The sequence below is a fragment of the Mycobacterium asiaticum DSM 44297 genome (assembly GCF_000613245.1).
Lineage (GTDB): Bacteria > Actinomycetota > Actinomycetes > Mycobacteriales > Mycobacteriaceae > Mycobacterium > Mycobacterium asiaticum.
Map to the genome: position 1 here is coordinate 178,677 of NZ_HG964939.1, position 12,396 is coordinate 191,072.

At 67.0% G+C, this 12,396-nt stretch carries 14 protein-coding genes; 6 read left to right on the plus strand and 8 right to left on the minus strand.

Going from position 1 to position 12,396, the window contains the following annotated elements; translation table 11 throughout:
• Positions 1 to 7: 7 nt before the first annotated feature.
• A complete protein-coding gene (gene rsmI, locus BN972_RS24785; protein WP_036364280.1) occupies positions 8 to 886 on the minus strand; it encodes a 16S rRNA (cytidine(1402)-2'-O)-methyltransferase in 879 nt (292 codons plus the stop codon).
• Between the two features lie 24 nt (positions 887 to 910).
• Between rsmI and BN972_RS24790 the strand changes: the two genes are divergently transcribed.
• Together BN972_RS24790 and BN972_RS24795 are read left to right on the plus strand one after the other, a co-directional pair.
• The gene (locus tag BN972_RS24790; protein ID WP_036364282.1) at positions 911 to 2,479 is read left to right on the plus strand and encodes a dolichyl-phosphate-mannose--protein mannosyltransferase; all 1,569 of its coding nucleotides are present in this window, start codon (positions 911 to 913) and stop codon (positions 2,477 to 2,479) included.
• Positions 2,480 to 2,522: 43 nt separating this feature from the next.
• Positions 2,523 to 2,966, plus strand: a complete 444-nt coding sequence (locus BN972_RS24795) for an SRPBCC family protein (RefSeq protein WP_036364285.1) — start codon at positions 2,523 to 2,525, stop codon at positions 2,964 to 2,966.
• A gap of 26 nt (positions 2,967 to 2,992) precedes the next feature.
• Here BN972_RS24795 and arcA read toward each other — a convergent pair whose 3' ends face one another.
• Positions 2,993 to 4,201, minus strand: a complete 1,209-nt coding sequence (gene arcA, locus BN972_RS24800; protein WP_036364287.1) for an arginine deiminase — start codon at positions 4,199 to 4,201, stop codon at positions 2,993 to 2,995.
• A gap of 81 nt (positions 4,202 to 4,282) precedes the next feature.
• Between arcA and BN972_RS24805 the strand changes: the two genes are divergently transcribed.
• Positions 4,283 to 4,879 (plus strand): alpha-ketoglutarate-dependent dioxygenase AlkB family protein, encoded by a 597-nt coding sequence (locus tag BN972_RS24805; RefSeq protein WP_200869766.1) that lies wholly within the window; start codon positions 4,283 to 4,285, stop codon positions 4,877 to 4,879.
• A gap of 11 nt (positions 4,880 to 4,890) precedes the next feature.
• Here BN972_RS24805 and BN972_RS24810 read toward each other — a convergent pair whose 3' ends face one another.
• From BN972_RS24810 to BN972_RS24820, 3 genes are read right to left on the minus strand one after another with little or no spacing between them, the layout of a single operon-like run.
• Positions 4,891 to 5,568 (minus strand): DUF5642 family protein, encoded by a 678-nt coding sequence (locus tag BN972_RS24810; RefSeq protein WP_390176240.1) that lies wholly within the window; start codon positions 5,566 to 5,568, stop codon positions 4,891 to 4,893.
• Positions 5,569 to 5,587: 19 nt separating this feature from the next.
• Positions 5,588 to 6,259, minus strand: a complete 672-nt coding sequence (locus BN972_RS24815) for a DUF5642 family protein (protein WP_036364293.1) — start codon at positions 6,257 to 6,259, stop codon at positions 5,588 to 5,590.
• 37 nt (positions 6,260 to 6,296) lie between these two features.
• Positions 6,297 to 7,292, minus strand: coding sequence for a GNAT family N-acetyltransferase (locus tag BN972_RS24820; RefSeq protein ID WP_099051232.1), 996 nt, complete (start codon positions 7,290 to 7,292; stop codon positions 6,297 to 6,299).
• A gap of 123 nt (positions 7,293 to 7,415) precedes the next feature.
• Between BN972_RS24820 and BN972_RS24825 the strand changes: the two genes are divergently transcribed.
• Positions 7,416 to 8,162 (plus strand): class I SAM-dependent methyltransferase, encoded by a 747-nt coding sequence (locus BN972_RS24825; RefSeq protein ID WP_235192583.1) that lies wholly within the window; start codon positions 7,416 to 7,418, stop codon positions 8,160 to 8,162.
• Positions 8,163 to 8,174: 12 nt separating this feature from the next.
• Here the strand turns inward: BN972_RS24825 and BN972_RS24830 are convergent, their stop codons facing one another.
• A complete protein-coding gene (locus BN972_RS24830; RefSeq protein ID WP_036365793.1) occupies positions 8,175 to 8,429 on the minus strand; it encodes a hypothetical protein in 255 nt (84 codons plus the stop codon).
• A gap of 157 nt (positions 8,430 to 8,586) precedes the next feature.
• On the opposite strand from BN972_RS24830, the gene BN972_RS24835 reads away from it, so the two are divergent.
• Positions 8,587 to 9,117 (plus strand): hypothetical protein, encoded by a 531-nt coding sequence (locus tag BN972_RS24835; RefSeq protein ID WP_036364301.1) that lies wholly within the window; start codon positions 8,587 to 8,589, stop codon positions 9,115 to 9,117.
• On the opposite strand, the gene BN972_RS24840 is transcribed toward BN972_RS24835, so the two are convergent.
• Both BN972_RS24840 and BN972_RS24845 read right to left on the minus strand, forming a co-directional pair.
• Positions 9,114 to 10,067 carry a helix-turn-helix transcriptional regulator gene (locus BN972_RS24840; RefSeq protein WP_036364303.1) on the minus strand — a complete coding sequence of 318 codons (954 nt, stop codon included), beginning with the start codon at positions 10,065 to 10,067 and terminating at the stop codon, positions 9,114 to 9,116. The two genes, BN972_RS24835 and BN972_RS24840, sit on opposite strands and share 4 nt — an antisense overlap.
• Before the next feature lie 184 nt (positions 10,068 to 10,251).
• Entirely contained in the window at positions 10,252 to 11,559 is a 1,308-nt protein-coding gene (locus tag BN972_RS24845) for a carboxylesterase family protein (RefSeq protein ID WP_036364306.1), read from the minus strand.
• Positions 11,560 to 11,624: 65 nt separating this feature from the next.
• On the opposite strand from BN972_RS24845, the gene BN972_RS24850 reads away from it, so the two are divergent.
• Positions 11,625 to 12,380: an alpha/beta hydrolase family protein gene (locus BN972_RS24850; RefSeq protein WP_036364309.1), complete on the plus strand. Its 756-nt coding sequence runs from the start codon at positions 11,625 to 11,627 to the stop codon at positions 12,378 to 12,380.
• The last annotated feature ends 16 nt before the right edge of the window (positions 12,381 to 12,396 follow it).

A 12,396-nucleotide genomic window follows, 5' to 3' on the forward strand; every position in this document is an offset into this window, starting at 1 on the left:
CCGGGGCTTAGGCGTCCAGGTCGTGCTCGGGTTGCTGCGCGTCGCGCCGTGAGGCGAGCACCGCGTCGTAGAGCTGGCGCGAGCGCACCTCCGGGTATCCGGCCGCCACGTGGCTGCACGCGTCCTTGATGCGGATTCCGCCCGCGATCAGGTTCTCCACCTCCGCCACCAGTTCGGTGAGCAGGGTGGCGACGTCGGTCCGAGGCGTGGCGCCGGCCAGTACCACGGTGATCTCGCCCAGCACTCCCCCGTCCGACCACGCCGCCAACTCGTCGAGCGATCCGCGAACCACTTCCTCGTGCACCTTGGTGAGTTCACGGCAGACGGCGGCCTGACGGGCACCCCCGAGTTGCTCGACCGCATCGCGCAGGCAGGCGGCCAGCCGGCGCGGGGATTCGAAGAACACGCAGGTGCGCCGTTCGTCGGCAAGCGTGGCCAACCACGTTCGGCGCGCCGAACCACGCCGCGGCGCGAAGCCTTCGAAGCAGAATTTCTCCGCTGGCAGACCGGAGACCACCAGCGCGGTCGTCACCGCCGACGGGCCGGGCAGGCACTGCACCGGAAGTCCCGCCGCGACGCACGCGGTGACGAGCCGATAGCCGGGATCACTGATCACCGGCATGCCCGCGTCACTGACCACCAGCACGGTGGCCCCCGCGCCGATGGCCTCCAGCAGCGCGGCCACCCGGGTGGCCTCGACCCGATCGAACAGACTCAGCACCCGCCCGCCGATCTGCACGTCGAGCGCCTTGGCCAGATTGCGCACCCGACGGGTGTCTTCGGCGGCCACGACGTCGGCATCGGCCAGCGCTTCGATCAGGCGGGGCGAGGCATCCGAGGGTTGGCCCAACGGCGTCGCACCCAGCAATAGGCGCCCAATGGTCACACCGCACAGCCTACGATCGACGTGATGTCCGCCCCGCCCCGAGAAACCCCAGTCGTGCTCGAGGAGCGCCCGGAGCCTCGTCAACCCCCGCTGATCAGCCCCGGCCCCTTGGTGCCGGCCGCCGATTTCGGCCCGGTGGACCGGATGCGCGGCTGGGTCACCACCGCAGTCATCACCCTGCTCGCCGCATTCACCAGGTTCCTGAACCTGGGGTCGCCCACCGATGCCGGCACACCGATCTTCGATGAGAAGCACTACGCACCGCAGGCCTGGCAGGTACTCAACAACCATTGGGTGGAGGACAATCCGGGGTTCGGCCTAGTGGTGCATCCCCCGGTAGGTAAACAGCTGATCGCCACCGGCGAGGCGCTGTTCGGCTACACCGGATTCGGCTGGCGGTTCACCGGCGCGCTGCTGGGGGTGGTGTTGGTCGCGCTGGTGACGCGCATCGTGCGACGGATCAGCCGGTCCACCCTGGTGGGCGCGATCGCCGGGATCCTGGTCATCTGCGACGGCGTGAGCTTTGTGACGGCGCGGACCGCGTTGCTGGACGGTTTCCTGACGTTCTTCGTCGTCGCGGCGTTCGGCGCGCTCATGGTCGACCGTGACCAAGTCCGTCAGCGCATGCACATCGCGTTTGCCGAGGGCCGCATCGCCGAGACGGTGTGGGGGCCGCGGCTGGGGGTGCGCTGGTGGCGGTTCGGCGCCGGCGTGCTGTTGGGGTTGGCGCTGGGGACCAAGTGGTCCGGACTGTATTTCATTGCGTTCTTCGGCGTGATGTCACTGGCGTTCGATATCGCCGCGCGTCGTCAGTATCAAGTCCCGCGGCCGTGGCTGGGAACACTCTGGCGCGATTTGGTGCCCAGCGCTTACGCGCTGGTGCTGATCCCGTTCGGGGTCTACCTCGCCAGTTATGCGGGGTGGTTCGCCTCGGAAACCGCGATCGACCGTCACCAGGTCGGCCAGACCATCGGCCCCGACAGCGTTGTCCCGCTGCCCGACGCCATCCGCTCGCTGTGGTACTACACCACCAAGGCCTTCCATTTCCACGCGACGCTGACGAACTCGGCGGGCAATCACCATCCCTGGGAATCCAAGCCGTGGAGCTGGCCGATGTCGCTGCGGCCGGTGCTTTATGCCATCGATCAGCAGAACGTGCCCGGCTGTGGCGCGCAGTCGTGCGTCAAGGCGGTCATGCTGGTGGGCACTCCGGCGATGTGGTGGCTCGCGGTGCCGGTGTTGTTCTATGCGTCGTGGCGAATGTTCGTGCGCCGCGACTGGCGCTACGCCGCGGTCTGGGTCGGGTATTGCGCCGGATGGTTGCCGTGGTTCGCCGAGATCGACCGGCAAATGTACTTCTTCTACGCGGCGACGATGGGACCGTTCCTGGTGATGGCCATCGCGCTGATCCTGGGCGACATCCTCCATCAGCCCCGGCAGAACCAGGAACGGCGCACGCTGGGGCTGATCCTGGTGAGCTGCTATGTGGCGCTGGTGGTGACGAACTTCGCCTGGCTGTTCCCGGTGCTGACCGGGCTGCCGATTTCCCAGGAGACGTGGGACATGGAGATCTGGCTGCCCAGCTGGCGGTAGTTGGCCGAGCAGGCATCCGGACGCGGCTCACTATGCTTGCCCGATGGCCATAACGGATTCCCGTGAGGTCGTGGTCGACGCGACGCCCGCCCAGATCATGGCGGTGCTGCTGGACCTCGAGTCGTTGCCCGAGTGGTCCGCCTTGCACGAGAAGATCGAGATCCTGACCCGCGACGAGCGGGGCCAGCCGAGCGAATGCCGGCAGACGGTCAAGGTGATGGGCGCCACCGATGAACAGGTGGTGCGGTACCGCCTGCATGACGACGGCTTGAGCTGGGACTTGTTGAGCGCCAAGCAATTGCGTGGTCAGAAGGGCCGCTACACCCTGACGCCCGAGGGCGATACCACGCGGGTGCGGCTGGAGCTGACGGTAGATCTGGCCGCGCCCGTGCCGGGCTTTCTGGTCCGCAAGGCGGCGCAGTGGTTGATGCGGGCCGCGACCGACGGGCTGCGCAAGCGAGTGCTCGAAGTCAAGGACGACGGGTAGCGAGCACACCGGCACACCGGCACACCTCAGAGTGCGTCGCGGGCTGCGGGGCAGGACATGCAGCGCGGCCCGCCGCGCCCGGTGCCCAGTTCGGAGCCGGCGATGGTGAGCACCTCTATGCCGGCGTCCTGCAAGCGCGCATTGGTCTGCGAGTTGCGCTCGTAGGCGACGACCACCCCGGGTGCCAGGGCCAGCGTGTTGTTGCCGTCGTCCCATTGTTCGCGTTCGGCGACGACCGGATCGCGTCCGGTATCGATGACCCGCAGTTTCTCGATCCCCATCGCGGTGGCGGCGGCCTCCACGAAGGGGGCGGCGTCGCTGATGGTGACCCCTGCACCGGTGCGTCGAATCGTAAAGGCCGACAGCGTGTCGACGACGTTGGCGTACATCACCACTGCGTCGACGTCGACCACGGTGCACACGGTGTCCAGGTGCATCTGGGCCCGCTTCTGGGCGATCGGCACCGCCAGCACGGTGTGCGCGAGATCGTCGTCGAACAGACTGCGCGCCAACGCTTCCGCGCCCGCAGGTGTGGTCCGCTCGCCCACGCCCACCGCGATCACACCGGGGGCGAGCAACAACACGTCCCCGCCCTCGACCGGGGCGGTGCGTGACTCGTAGGCCCGCCGCACGCCGGTGAATCGCGGGTGGTGGGCATAGATGATGTCGGTCAGCGAGGCTTCCCGCACCCGCGCCGGCAGCGCCAGTGACGGGATCACCACCTTTGGCCCGATCCAGATGGACGAGTCCCGGGTGAACACCAGGTTGGGTAGGGGTTCGATCACGAAATCCGAGCCGTGGTGCATCCGCAGCACCAGCGACACATCGGTGCGGATACTTGGCGGCAGCTCCTCAAATGTCATGCCTGCGGTCAACACCTGCGCCAGCACCGCCGGCTCGAGGCCCCGCAGATAGACCGAAAGGTCTTGCGCCAGAGTCACTCCGAGCCGCCGGGCGTTGACCGCCGCCGCCACGCCCTGCATGCGGGCGGCTCCGCTGTGCTGCAGCGCCTCGGTCAGCAGCTGCGAGAGCAGCAGCACCTCCACACCGTTGGCGCGCAGCAGCTCGGCGAACTGGTCGTGCTCGTCTTGTGCGCGGTCCACCCACGGCAGCCCGTCGAAAAGCAGCTGATCGCTGTTGCTGGGGTTGAGCCGCCGCAATTCGGCGCCGGGCCGGTGCAGGATGGCGACCCTCAAAGCACCCACCTCAGAATTGGTCCCCAGCACGACACCCACAGCTCAAACCGTAGCGGGACGGAACCGGCCGGGCGCGCCACACGCCGATTCATCGAACGGGTGTGCGATAGAATTGCGGGCGTGGCGATCGCGGTTCAGGGCTCGCTGTTCGAGCACAACGAGCGCAGGCAGCTCGGTGACGGCGCCTTCATCGATGTCCGCGCGAACTGGCTAAAGGATGGCGACGAGCTACTACAGGCCCTGCTCACCACGGTTCCGTGGCGGGCCGAACGTCGCCAAATGTACGACCGGGTGGTCGACGTGCCCCGCCTGGTCAGCTTTCACGACCTAACCGTCGAGGACCCGCCGCATCCCGCATTGACCCGGCTACGCCGGCGGCTCAACGACATCTATGCGGGCGAGCTCGGCGAACCGTTCACCACCGTTGGATTGTGCTGCTACCGGGACGGATCGGACAGCGTGGCCTGGCATGGTGACACCATCGGCCGCAGCAGTTCCGAGGACACCATGGTCGCCATCGTCAGCCTCGGCGCCACCCGGACGTTCGCGATGCGCCGACGCGGCGGCGGTCCGTCGTTGCGGTTGCCGCTGGCGCATGGCGATCTGCTGGTGATGGGCGGTTCCTGCCAACGCACCTGGGAGCATGCGGTGCCCAAGACCACCGCCTCGGCGGGTCCGCGGGTGAGCCTCCAGTTCCGCCCGCGCAACGTGCGCTAGCTCGATCACCGTTAGCTGCGAACCGCACCGACCGCCTTCACCAGCAGGTCGCGGGCACGCTGCGTGTCCACCTTGGCCACCGGCTGGCCGGGAACCACCAGCGGGTTGGCGATCACAATCACCTGGTAATCGCCGAATTGTGCCGAGTAATCGTAGAGTTCGCCGGTACGGGCGGCGCCGGCGACGAGTGCCTGCAGCACGCGGTGCACGGCCTGCGTGTGCACATCGTCGATATGTGGTGCGTCGATCACCTCGATCGCACCGCGCAGCTGCGCACCGGAGAATCCCACCTTGGCACAGTCCTTGCCGGGGTCGTTGATGGGCAACGCCTGAGAGGTCTCCAAACCGATCACCACGAACCGGTTGCCGTTGCCCTCGGCGGAAACCGCCGCCATGTTGCCCTGCAGCCCGGGCGGCAGCTCCGGTCCGGCTGCGGCTTTCGCGCAATTCGCCGGGTCGAAAGTGAGCCCCTCGGGCAGCTTGCGGGAGGCAAAGAACTGCGGGTCGATGGCTCTGGGAGTGACGTCAGTGACCTTGAACTCGGGACCGAAGCTGGATTTGACGTCCAGGATCTTGGCGATGTCGGCCTTGGTGGGCTGCGACGAGTTCGCGCCGGGTGAGCAGCCGACCAGCAGGCACACCGACCCAACCGACCCAATCGCTGCTGCCAGCTTCCACACCGTCGCCAATCTACCCAAGTCGAAATGCTCAGCCACGTAACGTCGACACGGTTTTGGCGAGTAGATCAGCGGCGAACTGTGCCGGTAGCGGAGGCAGCATCGAACCCGGATCGGTGGTCAGCGTGGTGAATGCGCAGTATTGGCCCAGGTAGGCAACGAATGTGTATGCCCGCGAATCGATTTCGCTTCCGGATTCGACGGCGGCGCGGATGTCGGCCACCATGCCAATGGTTTCCGCGCCGTCGATGCGCGGCGCGTCGGCGCTTTGGATGCTCACCTTGGTGCGCCCGGCGCTCAGCTCCCAACGGGCACACGCGCTCACCAGCTCCCGGTTGGGACGCGACCCCGCAGCCACGGGCACCACGACCGCGTCCAGGATCCCGCCCGGCCCGGAACCAGAAACCCCTTGCGCTGCCGGGTCCGGCTCGGTCGCCGGTTCGGCCAGCGCAATGCATTGCGGCGGGACGACACCGGCGTCGCCCCCGACGCCCCAGATCGCCCGGGGTGAGGCCGCTCGCGGCACATTGGACACCTCATAACCGGGGGGCAGATCCCGCCCGACCCGGCGGATGTTGGCGGGATTGATAGCCGTGCCGCGCTGCGTCGAAGTCTGCGTGATTGACGGTGGAGCCGGCGCCGGGGACTGAGCGCATCCGGCGAGCAGCAGGGCCAGCGCAGCGCCAAGGCGTGACGGCCGCATGATCGTTGATATCACGCCGCGCCGGCAGGCCCGCGGATCAACTCACCGCTTCGATGACCTGCCGGGCCACTCGTTTGATCTGTCGCTCCATATCGCGCCCGAAGCTCAAGTGGCGCGGCACGTCGATGACGGTGGTGATGACTCCGATGTCCTCCCGCTGCCACACCGCACCGTGCTGATCCATGATGGTGCGCATCGGCACGTTGTCGGAAAGCATTCGCGCCGAGAATCTTTCGACACCGTCAACCCGGGCCGCGACGGCCAGCGCGCTGATCAGAAAGGTTCCGACGCCGCGACCCTGATAGGCGTCGGCGACGGTGAAGGCGATCTCGGCGATCGTTGGGTCGTTCTCGTCGCGGACGAAGCGGGCGTCGGCCACAGGGTCGGTGCCGTCGACCATCACCCAGACGAAATGGTCGACGTAATCAACCTCGGCCAGGTAGTGCATCATCGCCAGGCTCGGCACGCGAGCCGACATGAACCGCCGGTAGATCGTCTCGCTGGAGAAATGGACGTGCCCGTGCACCGTGCGCTCGCTGTCACCGGGCAGCACCGGGCGCAGCAGCAGGTGGGTTCCGTCCCGGACCCGTACCGGAATCGGCGTGATGAACGCGGCGAGGCGCTGACGCACCGTGCGCACCAGCTGCTCCATGATGCCTGGGATATGCATCATCTGGTCCAGGGCGTCCTTGCCGCCGATCCACCCGGACAGAGGCTCCAGTGTCGTGACCGTGGCCGTGCGGGGAACGTCGCGCAGCAGAGCGATTTCCCCGACGATCATGCCGGGCAGCACCTGCTCGACGATCACCGTGTTGTCGTCGCCAACGTGCATGACCTCGGCGCTGCCGGAGCCGATGAGCAGGAACGACACGGCCTGCTCCCCCTGGCGCATCAGGACCTGGGCCGCCGGCGCGCGCAGCAGGGACAGACGGGAGGCCAACGGCAGCAGATCTTCGGTCGGACATCCCTTGAAGACGTCCATTGCCGCGAGCCCCTCGGTTTCTGTGCCGCTCAATTCGGCCACCCCGTCCAGTCGCGGTCCGCTCCGACCCAGGTTATGGGGTTCGCCGCCGCCCCTGCAAGAAGTCCCCACCCGGGCGCACTAGCCTGACGACAGGTCGTCACTGGGACGCAGGACAGCAGAAAAGGGCCCGACGTGATCGATAACCAGGACCGGATGGAGCTGACGCGAAGTCTGCTCAACAAGCCGGCCGTGCTGCGGCACGGCTACCTCGACGTGCTGGGCGAATCAACGGCGGCACCCGCTCCGACGTTTGCTCAGCGCGCGATGAACAGCCCGTTGGTGGCGACGGTATACGAGGGGCTGTGGCGGCCGACGTCCTTTTACTTCGCCAGCGGGATGACCACCCGCGCCGAGGAGCGCCGCGCAGCCGAGGCCCTGCGTCTGCGCAGCGCCAAGCGGTTACTCGATGTTGCTTGCGGACCGGGTAATTTCACCGGGCCATTGGCCGAACAGCTGTCCACCGGGAGCCTCGCGGTCGGCTTCGACATTTCCGAGCCGATGCTGACCCGCGCCGTCCAGGACAACAGCGGACCGCGGACTTGCTATGTCCGCGGCGACGCCCGCGACCTGCCGTTCGGTGACGAAACCTTCGACGCCGTTTGCTGTTTCGGGGCGCTGTACCTGATGCCCGAGCCGTTTCGGATCGCACACGAGATGGTGCGCGTACTGCAACCGGGCGGGCGGATCGCCATCCTGACCAGTTACGCCGGCCAACCGCCGCCGATCAACTTGGCGCTGCACGCCACGGCGCGCCTGATCGGGTTGACAATGTTCGACCGGGACGCCTTCGTCGACCTGTTCACTGAGGCAGGACTGATCGACGTCGAGCAGCAGACGCAGCGTGCCCTGCAATTCGTCACCGCAACCAAGCCGGGCTGAGCCGGCAACCACTCAGGATGCCGCCGCCTCGCAGATCCCGAAAAGGCGAACCACGGGCGTGCCCGCTTCGTACTCCAGCACCCACGGTCGGTCAGCATTCTCGGCGGCCGAAGTCAGCCGGATCATCGCCGGTTGGTCGGCACGCTGGGAGATCTCCGTGCATTCCACCTGGAACAGACGAAACTTGCCGTCGGCGCGGATGGCCAGCGAATAGCCGGGCTGGACGGATTCGGCGGGAACCTTCTGCAGGTAGTACTTGGTGGTCATGCCCGCGACCTTAGGTGCGGTCACTGACTGGCCCCGCGGTTCGGCACGCCCTCTTAGTCAACGTTCAGCTGAATTTAGGCAACTCATCAGGGTGGGTCCCAAATCGCCACCCGCGCAACCAGTAACGTTGAGGCGTGGTCGATAACCGGGGTGTGCGATGAGTGTCGCCGGCTTCGTTCTTGGCCTGGTCGGCACCGTTCTGGCGGTGGCATCGCTGGGGTGGCAGCTGGTCACGCAGCGAATGCAGCGTCCGCGGCCCAAGCTGACTCCCGTCGTCGGCCGGTTGACTCCGGACGGCCTGGTGACCAACGACGCCAGCCGCGATGTGCGCGAGTCACTGGCCGACATTGCTGAGCAGTTGGAGGACATTCCGCTGATCATCGGGGTCAAGGTCGTCAACGCCGGACGCGAACCGTTCCACGTCGCCGGGTGGGCGGTCCGATCTGACCCGGACGGCACATCGCTGGTGCCGCTGGAAAAGCCGATCGCGGGGGCAGACGTTCCGCACGACATACCGCCCGGTGGTTGCGCCCTCTTCCTGACCGAGCTGCAACACGCCTACCGTTTCGCCGCTGGTGCCGAAGGCGAGTCACCGCGCATTGTGCTCACCGTGTCCTCCGGCGCACGCACCTACGCCACCAAACCGGTTGCACCCGAGGTGTTCTCGGGGCTTTCCCGCCCCAGCTAGCCACGCAGCGTGACGTGCGGGCTCTTACCGTATATCTCCCGGTAGAAAACCGAGAACCGGCCCAAGTGGCCGAAGCCCCAACGTCGCGCGATCTCACCGACACTGGTCACGGACCGATCACTGACAACCAGGTCGAGATGCGCATGTTGCAACCGAACCTGGCGGACGTACTCCATGGGTGTGCAGTCGCGGTGCTTGCGGAACATGTACTGCAGCGCCCGCGGAGTGACGTAAATGGCTGACGCGATACCGGTCAGGGTGATGTCGGTGTGCGCGTTGTCGTCGATGTAGGTGATGGCCTTGCGGAGCAGCAGCGGGCTGCTGTCGCGACGGTCCAGGCGGGTCGGCTCCAACCGCGCGGTGTTCGGCAAGGTGGCCAGCAATGTGCTTGCTACGTAACGCTCCAGCCCCGACGTGATCAACCGGCTTTCTTGTGCGTACCGATTCGCCGCGACCCGACCGACGTATCCGATCGTGTCGAATAGTTGCCTGCTCGCCTGCGGCGAGACAGGAACCGAGCCGGTCAGTCGCACCGGCTTGTCGCTACCGTGCCGTTCGGCCGCAATGCTGCTCAGCAGGTCGGGCCTGATCATCAGCTGGTCGTAATGGCCCTGCCGAACGAATCCCTCGCTGGGCACCCCCTGGATCGCGCCGATGGCCCCGGCCTCACCGGGGCGGAAGGAAGCCGCGGCCCGCCCCCGCGGTCGCTCTTGCAACTCGCCGGACACCACTCTGCACACCAGGATTTTTTCCGGCGGGTCCATCTCGTAGCGGAAGTCGAGACCGCACTCCGCGGCGTCGAAACCGATCGAGCCGACGAACGCCCGCTCCATCCGCAGCAGCGCCGACTCGTCGCCGGAGGTTTTGCTGATACGCACGTTGGAGATATTTGCGCTCAGAACAGCCTCGGCGACGCCGAGGTCTTTGGTATCGAGAAGAACGGTAAACATCTGTCGGCTTTCGGGCAGGTGACGATGGCCACGGCATCGTGCTGAGCCGACTCAGCCATTATCCACCACGCGAAGCCGACACGTAAGGGCACCGGGCGGCCAGGAGGCCCTAGTGGCGCCACTGAGCAGGCCAAACGTGATCCAAACTGATCTACTGAAATCCCGTTTCCTGGACCGCTGGGCGTCAGATCCGCAGGGCTGTGCCGCCCAGAGCTGGGATGCCGTCATGTGCGAATGCGGCCCAACGACCGCGCGTCGTGCGGGCCAGCTGCGCGTCGATCGGGTCGCTCCCGGTGCCCAGCATCGGTGCGTCAGCCCAAGACGCCGGCGTGCCGAGCAGTAGCGGCAGCTCGATGCAGTGGCATGCGCCCAGCGGCGCCCCGGCCGGTGACCAGTCCACCCGGAACGTGGCGGCCCGGCCGCCAGCCGAGATCCACAGCTTGGCCAGGTCCAGCGCGGGGCGACTGAAAATCCGCTTCGTGACCGATCGCACGACCAGCCCGGTCATCGCATTTCCGAGCCGCCCGAGCCGCCCGAGCCGACGGCCGCGCGGGTCCATGGCGACGAACGGGGCGGCGTCGTCGCAGGTGTAGCCGGCAAGTATCTCGACGTTCGATGCCGCGTCCAGCAGTCGGCGCCGCTCGTCAGGGGTGGCCGGCAGCGGCGCCATGCCCGCGATGGGTGCGAACGGGAACCCGCCGCGCGCACCGAATCGCTGTGCCGTTGCGACAGCTGCCATTTGAGCGTCCAGCAGTTGTCCGATGCTGGCTTCGGCAGGGCTGACATCGCGCAATGCCTCATTCGCCGAGTTCCGCATCGCGGCGGTCATTGCCTCGCGGCCATACCGCAGGCCCAGCGGTGCGCTCTGCAGGATGGCGCGGTGGAACAGCCCTGCGGTGCCGTCGCTCAGGATCAGCGATAGGACACTGTCTGCGCCGGCGGACTGGCCGAAGATGGTGACCCGCGACCGGTCACCGCCGAACGCGGCGATGTTGTGCTGGACCCAGTGCAGCGCCATGATCTGATCGCGCAGGCCCAAGTTCGCATCGCCGTCGCCATCGGGGTTGAGGTAGCCGAAGATGCCGAGGCGGTAGGTGACGGTGACCACCACGACGCGGCCGTCGGCTACCAGCTCATCCGGGTCGTACTTCGGCGCCTCACCACTGCCTGAGACATAAGCGCCGCCGTGGAACCAGACCATAACCGGCAAGCCCTGGGCGTCGGAAGGTGCTGTGACACTGAGCACTTGGCATTGTTCATGCTGCGACAAATTGGCCACCACCGGGCCCGTCACGAACTCCAGTCTGGACGGCAACTGCGGGCACACCGGCCCGCGGCGGGTCGCATCGAGGTCGTCAGTGTGCGGCGGAGCTGGAACCGGGGCGCCGAAGCGGCTGGCTCTGGCATACGGAATGCCGCGTGCCCGGACCAGCATCCCGTCGTCGTCGACGACCAGCGGACCGGACTTCGTCGCCAAGCGTCGCCGTGCCACCGCGTTACGGTACTCCGCGGTGTGCAGCCGGCCCGCGCGACAGCTCGGGGGTGTTAGATCGCAGCATGGGCGAACGTGTCACGTTCCGAAGCTGCACCGGACCCACCCTGTCTGGCGTGATCGAAGTGCCGGACGGGGCGGTGCGCGGTTGGGGAGTTCTAGCCCACGGCTTCACCCTGGGCAAGGACTCACCGGCCGCGGCGCGGATCTGTAAGCAACTAGCCGCGGATGGCATCGGCATGCTGCGTTTTGACGCGTTGGGCCTCGGTGGGTCCGAAGGAGACTGGGGTGACGGCTCTTTCACCGTCAAGGTCGACGACATCATTAGGGCATGCGAGTTCATGTCCGAACGTGGGACAGCGGCCGACCTACTGGTTGGGCACTCGTGGGGTGGGGCGGCCGCTCTCGCGGCGGCGCGGCGGTCACCCGGCGTACGCGCCGTCGTGACGGTCGCGGCGCCAGTTGATCCCAGCCACGTCGAAAAGCATTACGACGCAGTGCTTGACCGGGTTTTTTCCGAGGGCGCGGCCGAGTGGATGGTCGGCGGCCGGACGCTGACGCTCAAGCGCGCTTTCGTCGAGGACGTCCGCACCGCGCACCTGCACGACAAGATCAAAGACCTGCAACTGCCACTGCTCATCCTGCACTCGCCGACGGACAACACCGTCGGCATCGAGAACGCGAGCGAAATTTTCAACCTGGCCCGGCACCCGCGCAGCTTCGTATCCCTCGAAGGCTCAGATCACCTACTCACCGCGCGTGGTCAGGCGCGGCGGGCCGGACGGATCATCGGCGCCTGGGCCGATGCTTACCTCGACTGACATTCATTGACGGTTG

What these genes read in the sequence shown, in the direction of transcription:
- BN972_RS24790 (WP_036364282.1), top strand. Translation starts at nt 911, where the DNA reads ATGTCCGCCCCGCCCCGAGAAACCCCAGTCGTGCTCGAGGAGCGCCCG.
- BN972_RS24795 (WP_036364285.1), top strand. Translation starts at nt 2,523, where the DNA reads ATGGCCATAACGGATTCCCGTGAGGTCGTGGTCGACGCGACGCCCGCC.
- BN972_RS24815 (WP_036364293.1), bottom strand. Translation starts at nt 6,259, where the DNA reads ATGCGGCCGTCACGCCTTGGCGCTGCGCTGGCCCTGCTGCTCGCCGGA.
- BN972_RS24830 (WP_036365793.1), bottom strand. Translation starts at nt 8,429, where the DNA reads ATGACCACCAAGTACTACCTGCAGAAGGTTCCCGCCGAATCCGTCCAG.
- BN972_RS24835 (WP_036364301.1), top strand. Translation starts at nt 8,587, where the DNA reads ATGAGTGTCGCCGGCTTCGTTCTTGGCCTGGTCGGCACCGTTCTGGCG.
- BN972_RS24840 (WP_036364303.1), bottom strand. Translation starts at nt 10,067, where the DNA reads ATGTTTACCGTTCTTCTCGATACCAAAGACCTCGGCGTCGCCGAGGCT.
- BN972_RS24850 (WP_036364309.1), top strand. Translation starts at nt 11,625, where the DNA reads ATGGGCGAACGTGTCACGTTCCGAAGCTGCACCGGACCCACCCTGTCT.